Genomic DNA, 21,876 nt, shown 5'->3' with positions numbered 1-21,876 from the left:
GGAGAGCATGATGACCGATCTGCGCGAGATCACCTTTGCCGAAACAGACCTCGATGCGCTGAAAGACGCCGAGGGCCGGGTCGCGGTTTTCGTCAACGGCGCGGGCCAGCTTGGCCGCGGGGCACGGCGGCTGAACCGCCTGACCCGGGGTGCCATGGAGCGGGCCGTGGCGGGCGAGGCCTTTGCCAAGGCTTCGCAGGGCGACGTGGTGACCCTCGCGTTCCCGGTGGGGATGGCGGCGGATGCGGTCGACATCATCAAGCTCGAGCGCCGCGCCGACGTGGCAGAGGCCCGCAAGGCCGGTGCCATCGTCGCGCGGCTTGCCGGCAGCAGCGCCGTCACCGTGCTGGGCGAGACCCTGACCCGCCTGCCGGAGCTGGTGCTTGGCCTCGCGCTGCGCGGCTACGGCTTCACCGCCCGTCGCAGCGACAAGGGCAAGCCGCTGGCGCCCGCGCGCATCCTCTGTGGCAAGCCCGACGAGACCGAGGCGGCCTGCAAGGCGGCGCTGGCCGTGGCCGAGGGCGTCTTTTTCACCCGCGATCTTGTGAACGAACCCGCCAACGTCCTGACCACCACCGCGTTCGCGACCCGGCTCGAGGGCCTGCGCGATCTCGGCGTCGAGGTCGAGGTGCTGGAAGAGGACACGCTCGCCGAGCTCGGCATGGGCGCGCTGCTCTGCGTCGGGCAGGGCTCGGTCTCGCCCTCCAAGGTGGTGGTCATGCGCTGGAAGGGGGCCGAGGGCGACCCGCTGGCGCTGATCGGCAAGGGCGTGGTCTTCGACACCGGCGGGATCTCGCTGAAGCCCGCCGGCGGCATGGAGGACATGACCATGGACATGGGCGGCGCGGGCGTCGTCTCGGGTGTCATGAAGGCGCTGGCCCTGCGCAAGGCGCCGGCCCACGTGGTGGGTCTTGTCGGTCTGGTCGAGAACATGCCCTCGGGCAGCGCCGTGCGTCCGGGCGATGTGGTGACCTCGATGAAGGGCGACACGATCGAGGTGATCAACACCGACGCCGAGGGGCGGCTCGTGCTCGCGGACGTGCTCTGGTACGCGCAGGAGCACGTGAAGCCCGCGGCCATGGTCGATCTTGCCACCCTTACCGGCGCCTGCATCATCGCGCTGGGGCACGAGAACGCCGCGGTGCTGTCGAATGACGACGGTCTCGCCGACGCCTTCCTCAAGGCCGCGGGTGCCGAGGGCGAGGGCGCCTGGCGCCTTCCGATGGGCAAGGCCTACGACGACCAACTTAAGTCGAACATCGCCGACATGAAGAACGTCGGCGGCCGTCCCGCCGGGACCATCACTGCGGCGCAGTTCCTGCGGCGCTTCGTCAAGGACGACGTGCCGTGGGTTCACCTCGACATCGCGGGCGTGGCCTCGCTCAAGGGCGACAGCACGCTGGCTCCGAAGGGCGCGACCGGCTGGGGCGTCATGGCGCTGGACCGTCTGGTGCGTGACCGCTTCGAAAGCACGGAGAAGGGCGGGGCGTGAGCCCCTCCCACCCCTCGCGACCGGAGAGCTGACCGACATGGGCGCCGCCTATTTCTACCACCTGACCCAGCGCCCGCTCGAGGCGACGCTGCCGGTGCTGCTCGAGAAATCGCTCTCGGCGGGCTGGCGCGTCGTGGTGCGCGGCACGGCGCCCGGGCGGATGGACTGGCTCGACCAAAGGCTCTGGCTGGGCCCCGAAGAGGGGTTCCTGCCGCACGGGCTGTCTGGCGGGCCGCATGACGCGCTGCAGCCGGTGCTGCTGACCACCGGCGCCGCGATGCCGAACGACCCGTCCTGCCTGATGGCGGTGGACGGTGCCGAGGTCTCGCCCGAGGAGGTGGGAAAGCTCGAGCGCGTCTGCATCCTCTTCGACGGCCACGACCACGAGGCGCTTCAGGCCGCGCGCGGCCAGTGGCGCGTGCTCACCGGCGCGGGCTGCGCCGCGCAGTACTGGTCCGAGGAATCGGGCCGCTGGGAGAAGAAGGCCGAGACCTGAGACGAAGCCTCAGCGCTCGAGCACCAGCTTGCCGTCGGCGATCTCGAGCCGCGAGAAGCGTTGCAGGTAGCTCATGCCCAGCAGCGAGGTCTTCATCTCGCCCTGATTGACGTAGGCGCGAAGGTTGCGGTCGGTGAACGGCCCGAGCGCCACCTGCCCGAGCCGCACCGGTGCGGTCTGCACCACGCCGTTCGCGGTCGAGGCCTGGCCCTGGAACACCAGGTCGCCCGCCTCGAGCCCGGCGCGCTCGGCGTCCTTGCGGGTCAGCACCATGCCGGTGGCGCCGGTGTCGACGACGAAGCGCGTCGGCACGCCGTTGATCTCGAGCGAGACGTAGTAATGCCCGTCGGGCGCGCGCGGCAGCTCGACCCGGCCCTCGTCGGCAAAGACCGCCTGCCGCGGCATCACCGTCTGGCGGATGTCGCCCCAGAGCCCCACCGCGGCGATGACGCCAAGGAAGATCAGCCCCCACGCGGCAAGGTACTGCAGCTTGCGCCCGAGCTTCTCACGGTTCTGCACGAACATCCAGAACACCAGCACCACGGCCAGAAGTCCGAGATAGGCGAGGGTTCCGAAATCCATCTGGGTCACTGTCGCGCTCCGGGTCGTCGCGGCGGCCGGACGCGACCGCTCTGATAGATGTAGGGCGCGCGCGCCGTCAAAACAGGGGCGCGGGCCGCTCGGGCCGCGCGGCTCAGCCGAGGGCGCCGATGTTGCGCAGACCGTCGATGACGAACTGCACCGACAGCGCCGCCAGCAGCATCCCCAGAAGCCGCGTCACCACGACGATGCCGGTATGCCCCAGCGCGTGCTCGATGATGCCCGCGCTGAGGAAGAACAGCAGCACGACGAGCAGCACCACCACCAGAACCGCAAGGATCGCCGCGATCTCGAGCACCGAGCTGGTCTGGCCGGCGAGCAGGATCATGGTGGCGATGGCGCCGGGGCCGGCGATCAGCGGGATGGCGATGGGAAACACCGAAGGGTCGGGCAGGGCGTCCTCTTCCCCGGCCTTGTCCTCGCGCCGCTTCGAGCGCCGTTCGAAGAGCATGTCGAGCGCGGTGAGAAACAGCAGGATCCCGCCCGCGATGCGGAAGGCGGGCATGGAGATGCCGATGAAACCCAGCACCGCCTCGCCGAAGAAGGTGAAGAGCGTGAGCACCGCCAGCGCGATGCCGCAGGAGCGCAGCGCCAGCTTGCGGCGATGCTGCCGGTCGGCGCCCTGGGTGAGGGCGATGAAGATTGGCGCGAGCCCGATGGGGTCGATCACCACGAAGAGCGTGGCAAAGGCGGTGATGAGGAACGCGGCGTCCATGGCAAAATGGGTAGGCGGCGGCAGGGCGCTTGTCCAGCGTGCTGCGTGGTGCCGCGCCCCCCTGGCCGTGGGACGGAGACCCGCAGCGGCGGCTATGCAGGCGCTGCGGGGGGGGATCTATGGGCGTCCGCTCAGGCGGTCTCGGCTCTCTCGAGCTTTTCCAGCGCCTGTTCCCAGAGCGTCTCGGCGCGGCGCAGACCGTCCATCACCTCGGCGTATTTCTTGTTCCAGGTGGCAAGCTCGCCGGCGCGGTTGTCCTCGTAGAGCTCGGGATCGGCGAGCTTGGTGGCGAGCTTCTCGCGCATCTCCTCGATCTTCTCGACCCGCGCCTCGCATTTCCGCACGTCCGAGCGCAGCGCGAGGATCTCGTCGCGCGACGGCTTCGGCGCCTTGACGACGGGCTTCTCGCGGTCGCCCCGGCCGGGCTTGTCCTGCGTCAGCAGCATGGCGCGGTAGGCGTCGAGGTCATCCTCGTAGGGCCGCACGGTGCCGTCCTTCACCAGCCACAGCCGGTCGGCAACCATGCCCAGCAGGTGCATGTCGTGGCTGACGAGGATCACCGCGCCGGAATAGGCGGTGAGCGCCTCGACCAGCGCCTCGCGGCTCTCGATGTCGAGGTGGTTGGTCGGTTCGTCGAGGATCAGCATGTGCGGCGCGTCGAGCGTCGCAAGCAGCAGCGACAGGCGCGCCTTCTGGCCACCCGAGAGCCGGCCCACCACGGTCTCGGCCTGATCGGCGCCAAGCCCGAAGCCCGCGAGCTGGGCGCGCAGGCGCGAGGGCATGACCTCGGGGCGCTCGCGCTGGAGGTGCTGGAGCGGCGTCTCGTCGAGGTGCAGCTCGTCGACCTGGTGCTGGGCGAAGTAGCCGATGCGCAGCTTCGACGAGCGCGTCATCTTGCCGTCCATCAGCGCCAGCCGGTCGGCCAGCAGCTTCGACAGCGTCGACTTGCCCTGGCCGTTGCGGCCCAGAAGCGCGATGCGGTCGTCCTGGTCGATGCGCAGGTTCAGTTTCTGCAGCACCTTCCGCTCGCCGTAGCCGGTGGCGCCGCCCTCGAGCGCAACGATCGGCGGCGACAGCTGATCGGGCTGCGGGAAGCTGAAGACCCGCTTGGCAAGATCCTCGGGCGCGGTGATGGTGTCCATCCGCGCGATCATCTTAAGACGGGCCTGCGCCTGCTTGGCCTTCGAGGCCTTGGCGCGGAAGCGGTCGACGAAGCTCTGCAGGTGGGCCTTGCGGTCCTCCTGCTTCTTCGCGGCCGCCGCCTGCACCGCGCGGCGCTCGGCGCGGGTGCGGGCGAAGGTGTCATAGCCGCCCTGGTAGAGCGTCAGCTTGCGTGCCTCGAGATGCAGGATCGCGCCCACCGCCCGGTTCAGCAGCCCACGGTCGTGGCTGATCACGATGACGGTGTGCGGGTAGCGCGCGAGGTAGCTCTCGAGCCACAGCGCGCCCTCGAGGTCGAGGTAGTTGGTCGGTTCGTCCAGCAGCAGCACGTCGGGCTGCGCGAAGAGAACCCCGGCAAGGGCCAGCCGCATGCGCCAGCCGCCCGAGAAATCCGAGCTCGGGCGCTGCTGGTCGGCCTCGTCGAAGCCCAGCCCCTTGAGGATCGACGCGGCGCGCCCCTCGGCGGACCATGCGTCAATGTCCGCGAGCCGGGTCTGCACATCGGCGATGCGGTGCGGATCGGTGGCGGTCTCGGCCTCGGCCATCAGCGCGGCGCGCTCGGTGTCGGCCTCGAGCACCGTGTCGATCAGCGACATGGCATTGGCCGGCGCCTCCTGCGCGACGCCGCCGATGCGGGCGCGCTCGGGCATCGAGATCTCGCCCCCGTCGAGGGTCAGCTCGCCCCGGATGAGCCGGAACAGCGTGGTCTTGCCCGCCCCGTTGGGGCCCACGAGCCCGACCTTGTGGCCGGCGGGAATCACGGCAGAGGCACCCTCGAACAGGGGGCGGCCCTCGATGGAAAAAGAGATGTCGTCGATCCTAAGCATGGGCGGGCTCTAGCAGAGCGTGCGGGCGCCGGAAATCCCCCATGATCCACTTCGGCGCGCAAATATTGCCGGGTGCGCAGGCCGCCGGCACCCGGGCGTCACGGCGCCGGGGCTTCCCAATCCGTCCCCCGCATGGTAACGCGCCTTCGAAGATTACCGGCCGGGCCCGACGCCCGGCCTTTCAATGGAGACCACACATGGCCGTCGAACGCACCCTTTCGATCATCAAGCCCGATGCCACCCGCCGCAACCTGACCGGCAAGATCAACGCCAAGTTCGAGGAAGCGGGCCTGCGGATCGTCGCGCAGAAGCGCATCCAGCTCACCAAGGCACAGGCCGGTGAGTTCTACAAGGTGCACGCCGAGCGTCCCTTCTACGACGAACTCTGCGAGTTCATGGCCTCCGAGCCGGTCGTGGTGCAGGTGCTGGAAGGCGAAGGCGCCATCGCGAAGAACCGCGAAGTGATGGGCGCAACCAACCCGGCCGACGCGGCCCCGGGCACCATCCGCGCAGAGTTCGCCGAATCCGTCGGTGAGAACTCGGTGCACGGCTCCGACGCCCCGGAAACCGCAGCTGCCGAGATCGCCTACTACTTCTCGGGCCTCGAACTGGTCGGCTGAGCCACGGCACGATGCCTGCGTCATGCTTCCGCATGACGCATTCAGTTGGTCATACGCCCGCATGAGCGAGTGACAGACGAAACGGGCGCCCGGTTGGGCGCCCGTTTTGCTTTTCGGATGATGTTTGTCGGTGGTCAGTGCGCACCGGCGACGGGGACCACCAAGGGCGCGCGCTGGCTTAAGTCAGAGCGCCATCGCCTCGCCGTAGTCGGCGGGGCGGGCGGTGCCGTCGCCGGGCACACGGTGCCGTTCCTCGACCCATGCGCGCAGAAGCGCGGCGTTGCGTAGGTTGGACTTGTAGCCCACGTCGAGAATGTCGCCGATGAGCGGCAAGAGGCCGATCACCCAGTCGACCCCGATGTTGCCCGCCGTCTGCGCCAGCAGCGGCTTCGGCGCGCCCATGTCCCGGGCCTCGTTCACGATCCAGATCGCCGGCGCCAGTGCCAGCGTATCGCCGATCCCGGGCACCAGACCGATGATCGAGTCCCAGCCGATGCGGATGCCGGTCAGCGGCACCCGGAAGGCCCGATCCATGGTGCGGGCGATGCGCTCGACGCGTTCGACCCGGCGAAGGTGATCATGGGCGCTCATGCCGGTCACGCGTGTTGCGGCTCGCGGGCGATGATCCAGACGGCATGGACGATGCCGGGGATGTAGCCCAGGAGCGTGAGCAGGATGTTGAGCCAGAAATGCTTGCCGAAGCCCACCTGGAGGAAGACCCCGAGCGGCGGCAGCAGAATGGCGGCGATGATGCGGATTAGGTCCATGGTCAGGGCCTCCGGTTGGGTTTGCGTTTCCAGAACCAACGACGCAACTGGCAGCAGAGTTCCGCTCACGGGCATTTGGCGGGGGAAGGGACGGCCGGGGGATGGGCGGGACGGCCTGCGCGCGGACTGGTTTGCGGGTCCGCTCGGCGGAGGACCAAATACCTGCTGTTCGCTTCAGGGCAGAAACCCGTTCCGGTCGGGGAGAGGACAGAAAGACCGCGCAGGCCCGCGGCGGCGTGGGACGCGGCCCGGTGGGTCAGGGGACTGAGAGGCTGTTCGGCCCTGCGTGGGCTGATGCGCGGTTCGTCCCGATGCGGGACTGAAGAGAGGCGGAACTCGGCGGAGGCATGACACGCCCGTCAGTTTTGCCACGGATGACCTGCACCGGGACGGTCTCACTCCCGGCAGTTCGGTCGGGTCGCGCTCCCCGTTCCCCAGAGCCGCAAAAGGTCCTGCTGCCAAGCCCGGCGGAGCCGGCTGCGCAGGCTCAACCGCGCGGGCCGGCCCTGGGGCGCACGCCGATCTCGTCGAGCACCTTCTCGATCCCCGAGAGCGGACGACCGTTGCCCGAGACCTCGGCGCAGAGTGCGTCGAAGCGGGCGCGGAGCTCTTCCTTCTCCCTGCCGCGGCAGTCGTTCCAAGGCCGCCCCTGCAGCGCCATGTGCATCACGTAGTAGCCGATGAAATGCGGCTTGGTGCCCGCCTTCAGCATCCGGCCATAAGCCTCGTGGGCACCGATCTCGCGCAGCGTCTCGGCGTCGGGCACCCCGGCGCGAGCGAGCGCGCTTTCGACCGCTGGCCCGAGGTTGCGGATCGACGACACCGGCGTGCTCATGCCGCCACCTCCACGATGCGGCGCTCAGGCGGCACGGGCGACGCCCTCGGCAAAGCGGCAGAGGCTGTGCAGCGCCTCGGCGAAGCGCTCGTCGGGGATGGTCATCGCGACGCGCACGAAGCCCGCCGCCGTGGCGCCGAAGCTCTCGCCCGGCATCACGGCGATATGGTGATGGTCGAGAAGGGCGTTGGCAAAGCCCTCGCCGCTGAGCCCGGTGGAGCGGATGTCGAGGAAGAGATACATAGCGCCGCCCGAGGGGATCAGCCCGACAGCGTTCTGCCGGGCGAGGATCTCCTGCGCGAGCGCCCGGCGGCGGCGGAAGGGCTCGGCGACGCACGCCTCGAGCGCGCTGCCCTGTTCCAGCGCGAACAGCGCCGCGTCCTGGATGTAGCCCGGTACGCCGTAGGTGGTGTTGACCGAGAGGTCGTGGAACCGTGCGATGGCGCTTTCGGGGCCGACGATCCAGCCGATGCGGCTGCCGGTCATGGCGTGGCTCTTCGACATCGAGCCCAGCACCAGCGTGCGCGCAGCCATGCCGGGCAGGGCGCGCGGGCTCAGGTGGCGGCCCTCCCAGATCTGGGTGTCGTAGACCTCGTCCGAGATCAGCCAGAAATCCTCGGCCTCGGCGACGCGGGCCAGCCCCTCGAGCGTGGCGCGCGGGTAGATCGCGCCTGTGGGGTTGTTGGGCGTGTTGATCAGCAGCGACACCGCGCCCGTGGCGCGCGCGGCGGCGGCCACGTCCTCGGGATCGGGCAGGAAAGCGCGCTCGGGGCGGGTGGCCACCGCATGCGGGACGGCTCCCGCCGCCCGAAGGGTGCCGGGGTAGGTGGCGTAATGCGGGTCGATGAAGAGCGCCGTGTCGCCGGGATCGCAGACCCCCATGTGCGCGGCAAAGAGCGCCGCCTGACCGCCGGGGGTCACCAGCACGTTGTCGCGGGTGGTGGGTACCCCGGTACGCTCGGTCACCCGGGCGGCGATGCGGTCGCGCAGGGCGGGCGTGCCGGGGATCAGAGAATAGCCGGTGTGGCCATCCATCGCCGCCGCGTGCATGGCCTCGAGGATCGCGGGATCGGTGCGGATGTCGTGCTCGCCGATGGTGAGCTCGGTGACCGCGATGCCCTCGGCGATCATGCGCTTGGCCTTGTAGAACAGGTCCCAGCCGTCGGAGCCGCCGGCGTTCAGGGTGGTGATGCGCTTGGAAAGCCCTGGCATGGGGTCGAGTCCTCCGGAGGATGAAACCGTCTTGCCACCGGCCGGGGCGGCGGGCAAGTGCGGGCGCCACCTCCGGCCCCCGCCCTCGCGAAGCTTCGCCGCTGCGCGCCGCGCGTCAGGTGCGGCAGCCCGCGTGAGGGACGGGCTGCCGGCCTTCGGCTCAGCGGGTGACCAGGCGGGTGCGGCCGCTGGTCCCGCCGCCCGGGCCAGTACGGCTGGTCGGGGTCTTGGACTTGCCGTCGCCGGAGGTACGGTTGCGCTCGTGGCCCCGGTTGCGGGGGGCTCGCCGGCGGGCGAGGTCAGCGTGCTCGAGGTCGCGCAGGTGGCCGACCCGGAGGCCCGGGCGCAGTCGCGGGACGTGGCGATCGTGCCGCCGTTGTTGCCGGTGACGGTGACGCTGACGTCCTGCGCCGGGTCGGCGGTGGCGGCCAACCGGGGCGGGCGTCTGGCCGGGTGCCGTTCTGGCGGCGGTCAGGTGTCGGGCCGTCAGAACGGCGGCAATGATTAGCTTTTGCAAACCATCGGTTTGCAAATTATGCCGGTGCACCTGCAGCAAGATATCTTGCGATGAGGCGGCGCATCGTGCAGAAACACGTGAATTGGAGATGATAAAAGGGGGACACCCGATGAACATCGCTCAGAAACGCTCCGTTCTGGTGGAGACGTTCGGCGCCCAGGAAGGTGCCGCGCTGCGCGCCAAGCAGGCCATTCTCGTGATCGCCGGCATCGCGCTTCTGGCCGTCTGCGCCAAGATCAAGGTGCCGGTGCCCGGCTCGCCCGTGGCCATGGGCCTCGGAACGTTCGCGGTGCTCACCGTCGGCGCCGCCTACGGCCCGCGTCTCGGCCTTGCCACGATCATGGGCTACATGATCCTCGGCATGATCGGCTTCGACATCTTCCAGAGCTCGACCGCGGATCTCAACGGCATCGAATACATGATGGGCAGCACCGGCGGCTACCTGGTGGGCTACATCATCGCCACCGTGCTGATGGGCACGCTCGCCCGCATGGGCTGGGACCGTTCGGCGCCGAAGATGGCCGGCGCCATGCTGCTCGGCAACGTCGTGCTCTACGTCCCCGGCCTGATCTGGCTCGGCATGCTCTACGGCTGGAACAAGCCGATCCTGGAGTGGGGCCTCACCCCGTTCCTCGTCGGCGACGCGATCAAGCTGGCGCTGGCGGCGATGGTCCTTCCGGCCGTGTGGAAGCTCGTGGGCCGCGCCCGCGGCTGATCCGACGCCGAAAATTCGACCTTCTGACGCGGCGCGGGATCTTCCCGCGCCGTGTTCGTTTCGGGCGCTCTTGCGGGGCGCACGGAGCGGGGCTAGTCCGGTGCCATGATCCTGCAGACACGCCTTCCCTACGACCCCGACACGGCCCGGCCGCTTCCCAACATCGGCCCCATCCCGATGTCCGAATGGCTGCTCGCCGACGAGGCCTACGGCGCCCAGATGGCCGAGCGCGCGCGCCTGCTGGCCGAGCGGCGCGAGGACGTGGTGCAGCTCGATCCCGACGCCCGACCGGCCGCCGACGAGCTGCTCGAGGTGGTGCTGGAAAACCTGCCCGCGGGTTTCTCGCGCAGCGGCGAGACGGTGCGCCGCCCGGACGGCGAGACGGTGACGCTCGACCGGGACGACCCGCTCGGCACGCTGTCGCGGCTGGTTCAGGAAGACCTCTGCATTCTCGAGAAACGCCCCGGCAGCGACGAGCACGTGCTCACGGGGGCGCTGCTGTGCTTCCCGGCGAGCTGGCGGCTGTCGGCGAAGTTCATGCACCCGCTGGTGCACATCCACATTCCCGTGGCGGACTATGACGCGGCGCTGGCGCGGCGCGTGCAGCGGCTTTTCGACGGGATCCAGGCGGGGCGGCCGCTGATGCGGTTCAATCGGCTCTGGTATCAGGACGCGACGCTGCACCAGCCGGTGTCGCGGCAGCACCGTCCCGGCGCGCAGGCAGAGAGCGCGCCCTTCTTCCGGTCGGAGCGGCAATGCCTCGTGCGACTGCCGCGCACCGGAGCGGTGGCCTTCACCATCCACACCTACGTGCTCGAGCGCGAGACCGTGCTCGGGCTTAGTGCATGAGCCCCGTCACCACCTGACGCAGCACGCCGGTGTTCTGGAGCACCGCGAAGATCACCACGACCGAGAGCATACGGGCGACGAAGCGCAGGTCCATGGCGCGCAGCCGGGCTGCGACGTGCAGCACCGCCGCCACCGGCACCGAGGCCAGCGCCAGCCCGCCGGTGGCCGCGTAGGCCGTGGTGGCCGCGCGCGGCTCGACCGGTTTCTGGCTGCGGATGCGCTGACGCAGCACCGGCAGCAGGCGGCTGGAGAGGCGGCGGTTCTGCGCGGCCTCGGCTTCGGCCTCGAACATGGCGGCGCGGATGCTGGCGGTGAGCGCCATCTCCTCCTCGACGGGCGAGAGCCGCGCGGGCTCCGGCTCCGGCAGGAGCTCGGGCATCGGGTCCGCCACCGGCGCGCCGCGACGTCGGGGAGAGACGTAGCGGTTCAGCTCGACGAAATCCTCGGGGCCGATCAGAGTGTCGGGCGAGAACCACTCGATCTGCCGCGCCGGGACGTGGACCAGCAGTGCCAGCACGACCTGCGCGAGGACCGAGGCCACGAGCTCGCCGCCCGGCACGCCGCCACTCTTGGCGATCACCCGGATCTCGGCACGGCAGGGGGCAGCCCCGGGCTCGGGCGGGCGGATCGCGATGCCCAGCCGGTCAGCCATTACCGCCGCGCGCTTGCTCGATCGGCGCAGCGGTTCGCCAGAAGCGCCGTCGAGGCGCCGCAGCACCTCTGCCGCATCGGCAAGGGCGCGCTGAAGATCGAAGGCGGCGGGATCCGGCAGGACGATGCCTGCGTAGGGAATGCCAGAGGCGCGCATGACACGTTCCGGTACAGTCAGATGAGAAGAGCGTATCGAAAATTAGAGGAAAAATGCGGCAACTCTGTGCCGTCGTCCGGGCCTTAATGTGGCGTTAACCACGACATGGCCCCGAAAGACAGGACCGGCCCGGGCGTGTGCCCGGACCGGCCCGAAGCGGTGCAGACAGGCTCAGCCGTCGATGCGGGCCGCGACCAGCGCGATGGCCTGCTGGTAGACGGTGGCGGCGTTCCATTCGTTCAGGACGCGGAAGTTGCGGGTACCCTCGTTGTAGGGCTGACCCGGCTGCCAGCCCTTCTGGCGCAGGAAGTTCGCGGTCGAGGCCAGCGCGTCCCACTCGTTGTAGAAATCGACGCGGCCGTCGCCGTTGCCGTCGACGCCGTAGCGCAGGGCGTTGCCGGGCAGGAACTGGGTGTGGCCGAGCTCGCCATGGGCGGCGCCCTTCTGGTTTGGCGCCAGCATCCCGCGGTCCACCATCTGCAGCGCCGCCAGCGCGTGCGGCGTGAAGAAGGACGAGCGGCGGCAGTCATAGGCCACGGTCGAGATCGACGAGACCACCGGCACGTTGCCCATGGTGCGGCCGAAACCCGTCTCCATGCCGTGGATCGACACGAGGATCCCGGCGGGCACGCCATAGCGCTGCTCGATCGCGGCATAGAATTGCGGGTTGCGCTGGACGCGGCCACGGCCGGTCTTGGCGAACCCGTCGACCGAGCCGAGGCGGATGCGGATGAAGTCGTTGAGGCTGTATTTCACGCCCTTCTGGTTGCGGTCCGCGGCGATGGTCGAGGTCGAGTAGCTGGCGTTCATCAGCGCCTGGATGCCGCGCTGGCCAACCCCGGCGCGCTGCGCCTCGGCTGCGAACTCGCGTTTCCACGCCTCGAAACCGCCGGCGTTGTTGCCGCATGTGGCGGCCTTGGCGCCCCCGGCGAAGGTGATGGCTGTGGCCAGGACGGCGACGGCTTTCAGCAGAAGGCGGGACATGGAATGGCTCTCCGAAATTGACAGTCGCTCCGAACGGTAGCGCGCATATTGCGCCGGTCAAAGAGGAATTGCCGGAGGTGCGTGGCCGGGCGTGCGGCAGGTGCGGGCCGGGCCTGTGGCGGGGGCCGGCAAAAGCAAAAGGGCGCCCCGCGGGGCGCCCTTCGAAAACCGTCCGATCCGGAAGGGATCAGCAGCTGTAGTACAGCTTGAATTCCACCGGGTGCGGCGTGTGCTCGTACGCGATGAGTTCTTCCATCTTGAGCTCGATGTAGCCTTCGATCTGGCTCTTGGTGAACACGTCGCCTGCCAGCAGGAACTCGTGGTCGTTGGCCAGGGCGTCGAGTGCTTCACGCAGCGAGCCGCAGACGGTGGGGATGCCGGCCAGCTCCTCGGGGGGCAGGTCGTACAGGTTCTTGTCCATGGCTTCGCCCGGATCGATCTTATTCTTGATGCCGTCGAGGCCGGCCATCAGAAGCGCTGCGAAGCACAGGTAGGGGTTCGCTGCGGGATCGGGGAAGCGGGCCTCGACGCGCTTGGCCTTCGGCGACTCGGTCCACGGGATCCGCACGCAGCCCGAACGGTTGCGGGCGGAGTAGGCGCGCAGAACCGGGGCTTCGAAGCCGGGGATCAGGCGCTTGTAGGAGTTGGTGGACGGGTTGGTGAAGGCGTTGAGCGTCTTCGCGTGCTTCAGGATGCCGCCGATGTAGTAGATGGCTTCCTGGCTCAGGTCGGCGTACTTGTCACCTGCGAAGACCGGCTTGCCGTCCTTCCAGATCGACATGTTCACGTGCATGCCCGAGCCGTTGTCGCCGGCGATCGGCTTCGGCATGAAGGTTGCCGAGCGGCCGTAGGCCTGCGCCACGTTGTGGATGATGTACTTATACTTCTGAAGCTCGTCGGCCTGCTTGGTGAGGCTGTCGAAGATCAGGCCCAGCTCGTGCTGCGAGGTCGCAACTTCGTGGTGGTGCTTGTCGACCTTCATGCCGATGCGCTTCATGGTCGAGAGCATCTCGGAACGAATGTCCTGGCCGTCGTCCGACGGGTTCACCGGGAAGTAGCCGCCCTTGTAGGTCGGACGGTGGCCCAGGTTGCCCATCTCGAAGTCGGCGTCGGTGTTCCAGGCTGCGTGGTCTGCGTCGACCTCGTAGGACACCTTGCTCGGCGACACGGCGTACTTGACGTCGTCGAAGAGGAAGAACTCGGCCTCGGGGCCCATGTAGGCGACGTCGCCGATGCCGGAGGACTTGAGGTAGGCCTCTGCCTTCAGAGCGGTGCCGCGCGGATCGCGGTCATAGGATTCGCCGGTGTCGGGCTCGACCACGGTGCAGTGCACGCAGAGGGTCTTCTCGGCGTAGAACGGGTCGATGTAGGCGCTCTCGGTGTCGGGCATGAGCTTCATGTCCGAGGCTTCGATCGATTTCCAGCCGGCGATGGAGGATCCGTCGAACATGAAGCCTTCCTCGAGGAAGTCTTCGTCGACCTGGTCGGCCATCACGGTCACGTGCTGCAGTTTGCCCCGCGGATCGGTGAAGCGGATGTCGACGTATGCGACCTCCTCGTCCTTCATCGTCTTGAGAACGTCCTTGGTGCTCATTCCGTTCATCCCTTTCTGTGACTTCTTGGGTCCGGATAATGTTTGTTTGTTCTTTGTGCGGCCGCTCAGAGCGCGTCCGAGCCGGATTCGCCGGTGCGGATCCGGATGGCCTGTTCCACGGGGCTCACGAAGATCTTGCCGTCACCGATCTTGTCGGTCTTGGCAGCCGAGATGATGGCCTCGATGGCGGCGTCGACCATATCGTCGTCCAGCACCACCTCGATCTTCACCTTGGGCAGGAAATCGACCACATATTCCGCGCCGCGATACAGCTCGGTATGGCCTTTCTGGCGTCCGAAACCCTTCACCTCGAGCACAGAAAGCCCCTGGATGCCGGCATCCTGAAGTGCTTCTTTCACCTCGTCGAGCTTGAACGGCTTGATGATCGCCTCGACCTTTTTCATGGTCTGTCTCTCCTCGTAATCCCGCGTCGGACCCTGCCAGATCATTTCTGCTAGGCCGCCACAATCGGATAGCCTAACCCGGCGGGGGCTGCATAGAGCGATTCCTAGCGTGCGCATGAATTTTGCGCAACACGCCTCAATATTGGGCGGAATGAAAACAACGACGGAGCAGGGGGCATGGCCGAGCTTCTCACGGCAGAACAGATGCGGGCGGTCGAAGGCACCGCCATCACCTCGGGAGAGGTCACGGGACTGGAGCTGATGGAGCGCGCCGGAATGGGCGTCGTGGCAGCGGTTTTCCAACAGTGGCCGGAACTTGGCACTTCAGCGCAGCGTGCGCTGGTGCTCTGCGGACCGGGCAACAACGGCGGCGACGGCTTCGTCATCGCGCGGTTGCTGCGCGGAAAGGGCTGGGAGGTCGAGGTCTTCCTGCTGGGAGATCCGGCGCATCTGCCGGCGGACGCGCGGGTGAATTTCGACCGCTGGTGCGCGATGGGCGAGGTCTACGAGCTCGAGCCGGGGCTCGAGCCGTCCACGCGCCGGGCATCGCTGGTAGTCGATGCGCTTTTCGGAACCGGGCTCAGCCGACCGATCCACGGCCTTGGGGCGACGCTCGCCGACCTGCGCGACGTGCGCGGCACCGGGGCGGCGATGGCGCCGGGCGAGCGGCAGGACTGGACGCCGCTGATCGTGGCGGTGGACCTGCCGAGCGGGCTTTGCAGCGACAGCGGCCGGGTGCTGCGCGACGACGCTCCCGGCGGGCCCGCGGAGGGCCCCGAGGCCGCGAGTGCTGCGGCCGATCTCACGGTGACCTTTCACGCCCGCAAGCTGGGCCACGTTCTGGCCGAGGGGCCGGAGCTCTGCGGCAGGGTCGTGGTCTGTCCGATCGGGCTCGAGCCGCGCCGGGCGCGGGGCGGGCGCGACGACCGGGTGACCGAGGTGCTGGCGCCGCAGGTGCCCCCCAAGGGCGCCGCGGGGCACAAGTACGACCACGGCCACGCGCTGGTGCTGACCGGCGGCTTCGGGCGCACCGGGGCGGCGAGGCTCGCGGCGCGGGCGGCGCTGCGGGTGGGCGCGGGGCTCGTAACTCTGGGCGCGCCGGGGGCGGCGCAGATGGAATGCGCCGGCCAGATCACCGCCCTGATGCTGCGCCGGGTCGAAGATGGCGACGACCTCTCGCTGCTGCTTGATGACGGGCGGCTCAACGCGCTCTGCATCGGGCCGGGGCTGGGGCTCGAGCGGGCGCGGGATCTGGTGCCCGTGGCGCTGGATGCCGACCGCGCCACGGTGCTCGATGCCGACGCGCTCACCGCCTTTGGCGAGGATGCGGACGCGCTCTTCGATCTCCTGCACGAGGGCTGCGTGCTGACACCCCATGGCGGCGAGTTCGCGCGGCTGTTCCCTGATCTCGACGACCGGCTGGCCGCGCCGCCGGACACCGGGCCAGCCTTTTCGCGCGTGGATGCCGCCCGTGAAGCGGCGCGGCGGGCGGGCGCCGTGGTGCTGCTCAAGGGGCCGGACACGGTGATTGCCGAACCCGACGGCCATTGCGCGGTGCACGCGGGCGTGGGCGAGCGCGCGGCGCCGTGGCTTGCGACAGCGGGGGCGGGCGATGTGCTCTCGGGGCTGATCGCGGGGCTGATGGCGCGGGGGCTCGCGCCCTTCGATGCCGCCTGCAGCGCCGCGTGGCTGCACGTGGAGGCCGCGCGGGCCTTTGGCCCGGGGCTCATCGCCGAGGACCTGCCCGAGGCGCTGCCGGGGGTGCTGCGGGCGCTTTACGCCTGAGGGGCTGCGCCCCTGTGGTCCCCCTATTATATTCTGACAAAGACCCGGGACATCTCCCGGGTCTTCCTGTTTCCGAAGGGCTCTGACGCGCCGTCGCGCGGGGCTCAGTCGCCGTAGGCCACCGAGGGCAGCCACGTGGTCAGCGCCGGGAACTCGAACACGATGAAGAGGCCCAGCAGCTGGAGCATCACGAAGGGGATGATCCCCCTGTAGATGTGCGAGAGCGACACGCCCGGCGGGCAGACGCCCTTGAGGTAGAAGAGCGCGAAACCCACCGGTGGCGTCAGGAACGAGGTCTGCAGCGTCACCGCCACCAGGATCGCGAACCAGACCACCTGCGGGTCGCGCACCTGGTCGAAGCCCGGCACCGCCAGTTCGAGCCCGTGAATGATCGGCAGCATCAGCGGCATGATGATGATGGTGATTTCGATCCAGTCGAGCAGGAAGCCGAGGCAGAACACGATGAACAGGATGAAGCCCACGGTCAGGTAGGGGCTGTCGAAGGCCGAGAGCACCAGCTCCTGCACGATCTCGTCGCCGCCGTAGCGCCGCAGCACATAGGCGAAGAAGTTGGCCGCAAGGAAGATGCCCACGATGTAGCCGCTGGTGTTCAGCGTCGAACGGGCGACCTCGCGGAAGACCTTCCAGTTGAGCTTGCGGGCGAAGAGCGCCAGCAGGGTGGCGCCCAGCGCGCCGAGCCCCGATGCTTCGGTCGGCGTGGCGATGCCCACGAAGATCGAGCCCAGAACCAGCAGGATCAGCAACATCGGCGGGATGACCGCGATCATCACCTCCTGCACCTCGTGCCAGCCGACGCGCCCGGCGCGTTCCGGCGCGGGCATGGAATCGGGCGAGATGAAGCCGTAGATCACGATGAAGACGATGTAGAGCGCGCCGAGGATCAGCCCTGGGAACAGCGCCCCCATGAACAGGTCGCCCAGCGAGATGGCAAGCTGGTCCGACATGATCACCAGCATGATCGACGGCGGGATCAGGATCCCAAGCGTGCCGGCCGAGGCGATGGTGCCGGTGGCGATGGGCTTGGAGTAGTTCTGCGCCATCATCGCGGGCAGGGCCATCACGCCCAGCAGCGTGACCGAGGCGCCGATGACGCCGGTCGAGGCCGCGAGGATGATGCCGATCAGCAGCACGGTGAGCGACAGCCCCCCGCGCAGCGAGCCGAAGAGCTTCTGCATCGCGTGCATCATTCGCTGCGCCACCCCGGACTGGTCCAGCATCAGGCCCATGTAGATGAACATGGGCAGCGCCACGAGCACCGGGTTCTTGATGGTGTTGCCGAAGATCCTTCCCGACAGTGCCTGCAGCTTGCGGTAGTCGATGCCGGTGCGGTCAAAGGCGATGACGCCCTCGAAGGCTTTGCGGTAAGGGTCGAGCCCGATCTCGGCGATCAGCACGAAGAGCAGGCTCACGCCCACTAGCGCGAAGGCCACGGGGATGCCGCGGAACAGCATCCAGATGAAGGTCGCGAACATCGCGGCGACGGCGATCTCGTTGACGGTCAGCCACCCCATGTCAGGCCTCCCCGCGGTCGAAGAGCCGTGCCACGACGATGGCGGCGACGGCAAGGACAAGGCCCGCGAGCACGGTGTAGCGCATCTCGTGCACGCTGAACTCGAAGGCGCCGAAGATGGCGGAGCGGCCGACGTCCCGCGCCGAGGCTCCGTCTTCGCGCAGGAGCCAGGCGACGCCGAAGGCCACGTGGTAGAAGACAAGGTTCATGATGTAGGCCACCGAGGGAAAGGCGAAGAGCAGCTGCTTCCACAGCGCCGGGCGCGTGAGCATCGACAAGAGGCGGACGTAGGTGGCCCAGATCGCGATCGCGATGAAGATGAAGGCCACGTTCATGAAGCTCTTCAGGAGCCACAGGTTGTGCAGCCCGTTGGGGCTGTCCGAGCCCTCGTCGGCGTGGATCGAGGTCAGTGCGTAGTCGAAGGTGACATCCCAGCACAGGATGATGAATGGCAGGAACAGCCAGACCAGCCCGAGGATGTCGGTGTGGATGCGTTTCCGCTTCGCGAAGTTGTCGTAGAAGATGTCGACCCGCACGTGGCTATTGGTGGTCACCGCGTAGGCGATGCCCATCAGCACCGCGGCGCCGTAGAGCCACCATTGCAGGTCGTCCATCCAGGCCTGGTTGTGGCCCAGCTGGCGCAGCACCACCTGGGCGCAGATCACCAGCATCAGGATCGGAAAGAGCCATGCGGCGACGTTGGACACCCGCACGACGAAGCGGTCACCGCGGTTGTGTTCGGCGCGTCCGACCTCTCCGGGATCGGAGATCGCGGCCACGAACTCTTCTGGCTCGGCCATTGCGCCTGCCTCCTTTGCGCAAAATCAGAAGCGCCGGGGCGGACGGGACCGCCCCGGCAGCTGTCATGACGGATGCGGAATTACTGGTTCGCGACCGAGTTGTAGGGACGCGGCAGGTAGATGTTGTTGGACCAGAGCTTGTAGTCGCTGCGGAACCCCTGCAGGTCGTCCCAGACCTCCTTGAAGAACGCATCCTCGGCGGCAAGCTCGGCGGCCACTTCCAGCCACGCGCTCTCGAAGGCCTGGAGCTGTTCCTCGTTCCAGTTCTTGATCTCGACGCCGTGCTCCTCGACGTTCTCCTTCATCGCGGGGAAGTTCTTGGCCTCACCCTCGGCGAAGTTGTCGGCCAGGTTCGCCATGCAGGCGATCTCGATCTGGTTCTGGGCGATCTCGTCGAGGCTCTCCCAGCGGTCCTTGTTGATCAGCAGCTCGAACATGGTCGAGGGCTGGTGCCAGCCGGGGAAGTAGTTGTACTTGGCGATGTTGTAGAAGCCGAGGCTCGCGTCGACCAGCGGCATCGAGAACTCGGTCGCGTCGATGGCACCGCGCTCGAGCGCCGGGAAGATGTCGCCGCCCGCGAGCAGCGAGGTCGACACGCCCAGTTTCTGCATGACCTCGGCGCCGAGGCCGAAGAAGCGCATGTTCAGGCCCTTGAGATCGTCCGGAGAGTTGATCTCCTTCTTGAACCAGCCGCTGGTCTCGGGGGCGTACATGCCGCAGAGGATGACCTTCACGTTGTAGCCGTTATCGTCGTACATCTGCTGGAAGTACTTCATGCCATCGTCGTAGAGCATCCACGCCAGCATCTCGCCCGGCTCGGGGCCGAAGGGCACGGCGGCGAAGAGGCCGGCGGCGTTCATCTTGCCTTGCCAGTAGCCGCTGGTCGAATAGGCGGCATCCACCGAACCGTTCGAGGTCGCATCGAGCATCTCGAGCGCGGGCACCAGCTCGCCGGGGTTGAAGTGCTCGAATTCCACCTCGGTGGAGATCGAGTTGATCTTGTCGACGAAGTTCACCGATGCGGTGCCGAGGATGGGCAGGTTGTTCGCGTAGCCCGAGGTCATTTCGAAAAGCTCCTGCGCCGAAGCGGCGCCGGACACGGCAAAAGAGGCGGCAAGCGCGGCCGCGAGGGTTGTTCTGGTCATGAGTTCCTCCCTGTAGCAGACGCCCCCTCCCAAGGGCGCCGTGGCGGGTTTTCCCGCCGGTGCTGGACGCTAACGAAACCGTGATTGCGTGTGAATACCCAATACTGCGGAGAAAACCGCGCTTTTCCGCAAGGGAACCCTGTTCGTTGCGCGGTGTCAGAGTACCGACGGCGGAACACATGCCAGAATGCGCGTATTTCGCGCCCGTCCTTGAGCCGGATCAAGGCGGCGGTGCGTCGGGCTGCGTCTCATCGGGGGATCGCCCACCGCCAATCTGCCCGCCACGACGGCATCGCGGAGGACTGCGGCGATCTCGGTGGAGCGATCTGGCTTGCGAGAGGTTGCGGGCGACATGCCCACCCGCTCATTTGTCAGACAACTGGCTGTGAAGCGCCGAGTCGTCCTGCGGCGTCGCGCGGCCGCACTGGGACCGGGACAACAAGGAGCAGCCCCCGATGCTGAGCCCCGAGTTCGTGCTGACGATGGCGCGGTACAATGCATGGCAGAACCGGCAGATGAAGAGCGTGCTCGAGGCGATGCCCGATGCCGCCCGGCGCGCCGAGCGCGGCGCCTTCTTCGGGTCGATCTTCGCCACGGTGAACCACCTGCTCTGGGCCGACATGGTCTGGATGAGCCGTTTCGCCGGCTGGCCGCGGCCCGAGGTCGGGATCTCCGGCAGCGTCGAGATTACGCCCACGCTGGGCGCGTGGAGCGCCGAGCGCTTCCGGCTGGATTCGCGGCTGATCCTCTGGGGCGAGGGGCTGCGCGCGGTCGAGCTCAGCGGCGACCTGCGCTGGTATTCCGGCGCCACCGGCCGCGAACAGGTCAGGCCACTCGGGCTTTGCGTCGCGCACATGTTCAACCATCAGGCCCACCACCGTGGCCAGATCCACGCGATGGCAACCGCCGCAGGCGCCGAGGGCTGGGTCAGCGATCTTGCCTTCATGCCGGGCGAGGGGCCGTGGCTGTGACCCGGGCAGGGGCCGCGATGGTAGACCCGCAGCACTGAGACGCGGGGCGCACGTATGCCCCGGCGCAAAGAGGAGAAGATGTTCAACGCATTGGCGGTCGAGAAGGACGCGGCGAGCGGCGGGACAGCGGCCTCGGTGAAGCAGCCCGCCCTAGAGCACCTGCCCGATACCGAGAAGCGCCCGCTCGAGAGCGAGACTTGGGCCGGCTGCGTCGAGGCCGTGGGGGGAGCATTGCCGGCGCGCGGCGCCGACATTCTCAAGGGGCAGGTCAAGGGCCGCGTCGTCGTCGACGTCAACGCCTGACCCTTCCGTTACATCCCGTGATCGGGTTGCGATTCCGGGGCGGGCGATGCTAACCGGGTCCCTCTGGCGCGTTTGCGACCAGATAATGTCGCAAACAGACATCCATCTGCCGCCCGGGTTTTTGCTTTCGGGCCCATTCGCGCTAGGCTTGCAGTCGTGACGCGTCAAACACGCCGTCACCAACATCAAGACCCGAGACCGGGCAAGGTGCCGCACTACTGCACAAGCACCTATCGGGAGCCGGAAGAATTCCGGCGGGACGGGACAAAGGAGGGACCGATGTTCAAACGCATCATGGTGCCGGTGGATCTCATGCACGCGGAGAAGCTTGAAAAAGCCCTGCTCTGCGCGGCGGATCTGGCGGCGCATTACGGGGCCACGGCAGTCTATGTGGGGGTGACGGCGTCGCTTCCCTCGAAGATCGCGCACACCCCTGCGGAATATGCCGAGAAGCTCGCCGCCTTCGCCGCCAGTCAGGCGACCGAGCGCGGCATCGCGACCGAGGCGCGCGCCTACACCAGCCACGACCCCGCGGTCGATCTCGATCCGACGCTGCTCAAGGCGGTGACGGAGACCGGGGCCGACCTCGTGGTCATGGCAAGCCACATTCCCAACGTCGCAGACCATTTCTGGCCGTCCAACGGAGGCAGCATCGCCTCGCGGGCGGATGTTTCGGTGATGCTGGTGCGCTGAACCCCGTTCCGCGGGTTCGTCCGCACGGGGTCTCAGCTGCGAAACCACAACA

24 protein-coding genes are annotated in these 21,876 nt (G+C 68.1%); 10 read left to right on the top strand and 14 right to left on the bottom strand.

Annotation, left to right across the window (positions count from 1 at the left end; translation table 11 throughout):
- Window positions 1-10: 10 nt before the first annotated feature.
- Together BLQ77_RS14745 and BLQ77_RS14740 are read left to right on the top strand one after the other, a co-directional pair.
- Entirely contained in the window at window positions 11-1,492 is a 1,482-nt protein-coding gene (locus BLQ77_RS14745; protein WP_089960843.1) for a leucyl aminopeptidase, read from the top strand.
- Window positions 1,493-1,529: 37 nt separating this feature from the next.
- The gene (locus BLQ77_RS14740; protein WP_089960536.1) at window positions 1,530-1,988 is read left to right on the top strand and encodes a DNA polymerase III subunit chi; all 459 of its coding nucleotides are present in this window, start codon (window positions 1,530-1,532) and stop codon (window positions 1,986-1,988) included.
- A gap of 9 nt (window positions 1,989-1,997) precedes the next feature.
- Here BLQ77_RS14740 and BLQ77_RS14735 read toward each other — a convergent pair whose 3' ends face one another.
- From BLQ77_RS14735 to BLQ77_RS14725, 3 genes are all read right to left on the bottom strand, one after another.
- Complete coding sequence (locus BLQ77_RS14735; protein ID WP_089960533.1) at window positions 1,998-2,579, bottom strand: retropepsin-like aspartic protease family protein; 582 nt, start codon at window positions 2,577-2,579, stop codon at window positions 1,998-2,000.
- 103 nt (window positions 2,580-2,682) lie between these two features.
- The gene (locus tag BLQ77_RS14730) at window positions 2,683-3,303 is read right to left on the bottom strand and encodes a MarC family protein (RefSeq protein WP_008886216.1); all 621 of its coding nucleotides are present in this window, start codon (window positions 3,301-3,303) and stop codon (window positions 2,683-2,685) included.
- A gap of 131 nt (window positions 3,304-3,434) precedes the next feature.
- On the bottom strand, window positions 3,435-5,291 hold the full coding sequence (locus BLQ77_RS14725) for an ABC-F family ATP-binding cassette domain-containing protein (protein ID WP_089960530.1): 1,857 nt from the start codon (window positions 5,289-5,291) through the stop codon (window positions 3,435-3,437).
- A gap of 197 nt (window positions 5,292-5,488) precedes the next feature.
- Here BLQ77_RS14725 and ndk point away from each other — a divergent pair, with 197 nt between their 5' ends.
- Entirely contained in the window at window positions 5,489-5,911 is a 423-nt protein-coding gene (gene ndk, locus BLQ77_RS14720) for a nucleoside-diphosphate kinase (protein ID WP_008884414.1), read from the top strand.
- 183 nt (window positions 5,912-6,094) lie between these two features.
- On the opposite strand, the gene BLQ77_RS14715 is transcribed toward ndk, so the two are convergent.
- From BLQ77_RS14715 to BLQ77_RS14700, 4 genes are all read right to left on the bottom strand, one after another.
- The gene (locus BLQ77_RS14715) at window positions 6,095-6,502 is read right to left on the bottom strand and encodes a DUF4112 domain-containing protein (RefSeq protein ID WP_165617119.1); all 408 of its coding nucleotides are present in this window, start codon (window positions 6,500-6,502) and stop codon (window positions 6,095-6,097) included.
- A gap of 5 nt (window positions 6,503-6,507) precedes the next feature.
- On the bottom strand, window positions 6,508-6,678 hold the full coding sequence (locus BLQ77_RS14710; protein ID WP_008885137.1) for a YqaE/Pmp3 family membrane protein: 171 nt from the start codon (window positions 6,676-6,678) through the stop codon (window positions 6,508-6,510).
- A 487-nt stretch (window positions 6,679-7,165) separates the two neighbouring features.
- Window positions 7,166-7,513, bottom strand: a complete 348-nt coding sequence (locus BLQ77_RS14705) for a TfoX/Sxy family protein (protein WP_089960526.1) — start codon at window positions 7,511-7,513, stop codon at window positions 7,166-7,168.
- Between the two features lie 24 nt (window positions 7,514-7,537).
- Window positions 7,538-8,725 carry a pyridoxal phosphate-dependent aminotransferase gene (locus tag BLQ77_RS14700; protein ID WP_089960523.1) on the bottom strand — a complete coding sequence of 396 codons (1,188 nt, stop codon included), beginning with the start codon at window positions 8,723-8,725 and terminating at the stop codon, window positions 7,538-7,540.
- Window positions 8,726-9,029: 304 nt separating this feature from the next.
- Here BLQ77_RS14700 and BLQ77_RS14695 point away from each other — a divergent pair, with 304 nt between their 5' ends.
- The 3 genes from BLQ77_RS14695 to BLQ77_RS14685 all read left to right on the top strand — a co-directional run bounded on the left by BLQ77_RS14695 (window position 9,030) and on the right by BLQ77_RS14685 (window position 10,806).
- Window positions 9,030-9,233, top strand: coding sequence for a hypothetical protein (locus BLQ77_RS14695; protein ID WP_131822020.1), 204 nt, complete (start codon window positions 9,030-9,032; stop codon window positions 9,231-9,233).
- Window positions 9,234-9,351: 118 nt separating this feature from the next.
- On the top strand, window positions 9,352-9,957 hold the full coding sequence (locus tag BLQ77_RS14690) for a biotin transporter BioY (RefSeq protein ID WP_089960518.1): 606 nt from the start codon (window positions 9,352-9,354) through the stop codon (window positions 9,955-9,957).
- A 105-nt stretch (window positions 9,958-10,062) separates the two neighbouring features.
- Complete coding sequence (locus BLQ77_RS14685; protein ID WP_089960515.1) at window positions 10,063-10,806, top strand: heme-dependent oxidative N-demethylase family protein; 744 nt, start codon at window positions 10,063-10,065, stop codon at window positions 10,804-10,806.
- Here the strand turns inward: BLQ77_RS14685 and BLQ77_RS14680 are convergent.
- From BLQ77_RS14680 to BLQ77_RS14665, 4 genes are all read right to left on the bottom strand, one after another.
- A complete protein-coding gene (locus BLQ77_RS14680) occupies window positions 10,796-11,614 on the bottom strand; it encodes a hypothetical protein (protein ID WP_089960513.1) in 819 nt (272 codons plus the stop codon). The two genes, BLQ77_RS14685 and BLQ77_RS14680, sit on opposite strands and share 11 nt — an antisense overlap.
- 171 nt (window positions 11,615-11,785) lie before the next feature.
- Window positions 11,786-12,598: a lytic murein transglycosylase gene (locus BLQ77_RS14675; protein ID WP_089960508.1), complete on the bottom strand. Its 813-nt coding sequence runs from the start codon at window positions 12,596-12,598 to the stop codon at window positions 11,786-11,788.
- Between the two features lie 187 nt (window positions 12,599-12,785).
- Window positions 12,786-14,192, bottom strand: a complete 1,407-nt coding sequence (gene glnA, locus BLQ77_RS14670; protein ID WP_089960507.1) for a type I glutamate--ammonia ligase — start codon at window positions 14,190-14,192, stop codon at window positions 12,786-12,788.
- 65 nt (window positions 14,193-14,257) lie between these two features.
- Window positions 14,258-14,596, bottom strand: a complete 339-nt coding sequence (locus BLQ77_RS14665; protein WP_008885364.1) for a P-II family nitrogen regulator — start codon at window positions 14,594-14,596, stop codon at window positions 14,258-14,260.
- A 177-nt stretch (window positions 14,597-14,773) separates the two neighbouring features.
- On the opposite strand from BLQ77_RS14665, the gene BLQ77_RS14660 reads away from it, so the two are divergent.
- Window positions 14,774-16,381: an NAD(P)H-hydrate dehydratase gene (locus BLQ77_RS14660; RefSeq protein ID WP_089960504.1), complete on the top strand. Its 1,608-nt coding sequence runs from the start codon at window positions 14,774-14,776 to the stop codon at window positions 16,379-16,381.
- Window positions 16,382-16,485: 104 nt separating this feature from the next.
- Here BLQ77_RS14660 and BLQ77_RS14655 read toward each other — a convergent pair whose 3' ends face one another.
- From BLQ77_RS14655 to BLQ77_RS14645, 3 genes are all read right to left on the bottom strand, one after another.
- Window positions 16,486-17,913, bottom strand: coding sequence for a TRAP transporter large permease (locus BLQ77_RS14655; RefSeq protein WP_089960503.1), 1,428 nt, complete (start codon window positions 17,911-17,913; stop codon window positions 16,486-16,488).
- A gap of 1 nt (window position 17,914) precedes the next feature.
- Window positions 17,915-18,712: a TRAP transporter small permease subunit gene (locus BLQ77_RS14650; RefSeq protein ID WP_089960500.1), complete on the bottom strand. Its 798-nt coding sequence runs from the start codon at window positions 18,710-18,712 to the stop codon at window positions 17,915-17,917.
- A gap of 80 nt (window positions 18,713-18,792) precedes the next feature.
- Window positions 18,793-19,857 carry a TRAP transporter substrate-binding protein gene (locus tag BLQ77_RS14645; RefSeq protein ID WP_008885648.1) on the bottom strand — a complete coding sequence of 355 codons (1,065 nt, stop codon included), beginning with the start codon at window positions 19,855-19,857 and terminating at the stop codon, window positions 18,793-18,795.
- A 455-nt stretch (window positions 19,858-20,312) separates the two neighbouring features.
- Here BLQ77_RS14645 and BLQ77_RS14640 point away from each other — a divergent pair, with 455 nt between their 5' ends.
- The 3 genes from BLQ77_RS14640 (at window position 20,313) to BLQ77_RS14630 (ending at window position 21,824) form a co-directional block, all read left to right on the top strand.
- A complete protein-coding gene (locus BLQ77_RS14640; protein ID WP_089960497.1) occupies window positions 20,313-20,828 on the top strand; it encodes a DinB family protein in 516 nt (171 codons plus the stop codon).
- Window positions 20,829-20,906: 78 nt separating this feature from the next.
- Window positions 20,907-21,131: a hypothetical protein gene (locus BLQ77_RS14635; RefSeq protein ID WP_089960495.1), complete on the top strand. Its 225-nt coding sequence runs from the start codon at window positions 20,907-20,909 to the stop codon at window positions 21,129-21,131.
- 279 nt (window positions 21,132-21,410) lie between these two features.
- Window positions 21,411-21,824 (top strand): universal stress protein, encoded by a 414-nt coding sequence (locus tag BLQ77_RS14630; protein WP_089960491.1) that lies wholly within the window; start codon window positions 21,411-21,413, stop codon window positions 21,822-21,824.
- Window positions 21,825-21,876: the final 52 nt, after the last annotated feature.

The sequence above is a fragment of the Salipiger thiooxidans genome (genome assembly GCF_900102075.1).
Taxonomy (GTDB): domain Bacteria; phylum Pseudomonadota; class Alphaproteobacteria; order Rhodobacterales; family Rhodobacteraceae; genus Salipiger; species Salipiger thiooxidans.
This window is presented reverse-complemented; position numbering and strand designations above follow the sequence as displayed.

Excerpts from the sequence above, each read along its gene's own strand:
- BLQ77_RS14665 (WP_008885364.1), bottom strand. The coding sequence starts at position 14,596 with ATGAAAAAGGTCGAGGCGATCATCAAGCCGTTCAAGCTCGACGAGGTG.
- BLQ77_RS14650 (WP_089960500.1), bottom strand. The coding sequence starts at position 18,712 with ATGGCCGAGCCAGAAGAGTTCGTGGCCGCGATCTCCGATCCCGGAGAG.
- BLQ77_RS14690 (WP_089960518.1), top strand. The coding sequence starts at position 9,352 with ATGAACATCGCTCAGAAACGCTCCGTTCTGGTGGAGACGTTCGGCGCC.
- BLQ77_RS14630 (WP_089960491.1), top strand. The coding sequence starts at position 21,411 with ATGTTCAAACGCATCATGGTGCCGGTGGATCTCATGCACGCGGAGAAG.
- BLQ77_RS14655 (WP_089960503.1), bottom strand. The coding sequence starts at position 17,913 with ATGGGGTGGCTGACCGTCAACGAGATCGCCGTCGCCGCGATGTTCGCG.
- BLQ77_RS14645 (WP_008885648.1), bottom strand. The coding sequence starts at position 19,857 with ATGACCAGAACAACCCTCGCGGCCGCGCTTGCCGCCTCTTTTGCCGTG.
- BLQ77_RS14700 (WP_089960523.1), bottom strand. The coding sequence starts at position 8,725 with ATGCCAGGGCTTTCCAAGCGCATCACCACCCTGAACGCCGGCGGCTCC.
- BLQ77_RS14730 (WP_008886216.1), bottom strand. The coding sequence starts at position 3,303 with ATGGACGCCGCGTTCCTCATCACCGCCTTTGCCACGCTCTTCGTGGTG.
- BLQ77_RS14710 (WP_008885137.1), bottom strand. The coding sequence starts at position 6,678 with ATGGACCTAATCCGCATCATCGCCGCCATTCTGCTGCCGCCGCTCGGG.
- BLQ77_RS14640 (WP_089960497.1), top strand. The coding sequence starts at position 20,313 with ATGCTGAGCCCCGAGTTCGTGCTGACGATGGCGCGGTACAATGCATGG.
- BLQ77_RS14660 (WP_089960504.1), top strand. The coding sequence starts at position 14,774 with ATGGCCGAGCTTCTCACGGCAGAACAGATGCGGGCGGTCGAAGGCACC.
- BLQ77_RS14740 (WP_089960536.1), top strand. The coding sequence starts at position 1,530 with ATGGGCGCCGCCTATTTCTACCACCTGACCCAGCGCCCGCTCGAGGCG.
- glnA (WP_089960507.1), bottom strand. The coding sequence starts at position 14,192 with ATGAGCACCAAGGACGTTCTCAAGACGATGAAGGACGAGGAGGTCGCA.
- BLQ77_RS14635 (WP_089960495.1), top strand. The coding sequence starts at position 20,907 with ATGTTCAACGCATTGGCGGTCGAGAAGGACGCGGCGAGCGGCGGGACA.
- BLQ77_RS14685 (WP_089960515.1), top strand. The coding sequence starts at position 10,063 with ATGATCCTGCAGACACGCCTTCCCTACGACCCCGACACGGCCCGGCCG.
- BLQ77_RS14680 (WP_089960513.1), bottom strand. The coding sequence starts at position 11,614 with ATGCGCGCCTCTGGCATTCCCTACGCAGGCATCGTCCTGCCGGATCCC.
- ndk (WP_008884414.1), top strand. The coding sequence starts at position 5,489 with ATGGCCGTCGAACGCACCCTTTCGATCATCAAGCCCGATGCCACCCGC.
- BLQ77_RS14715 (WP_165617119.1), bottom strand. The coding sequence starts at position 6,502 with ATGAGCGCCCATGATCACCTTCGCCGGGTCGAACGCGTCGAGCGCATC.
- BLQ77_RS14745 (WP_089960843.1), top strand. The coding sequence starts at position 11 with ATGACCGATCTGCGCGAGATCACCTTTGCCGAAACAGACCTCGATGCG.
- BLQ77_RS14705 (WP_089960526.1), bottom strand. The coding sequence starts at position 7,513 with ATGAGCACGCCGGTGTCGTCGATCCGCAACCTCGGGCCAGCGGTCGAA.
- BLQ77_RS14725 (WP_089960530.1), bottom strand. The coding sequence starts at position 5,291 with ATGCTTAGGATCGACGACATCTCTTTTTCCATCGAGGGCCGCCCCCTG.
- BLQ77_RS14675 (WP_089960508.1), bottom strand. The coding sequence starts at position 12,598 with ATGTCCCGCCTTCTGCTGAAAGCCGTCGCCGTCCTGGCCACAGCCATC.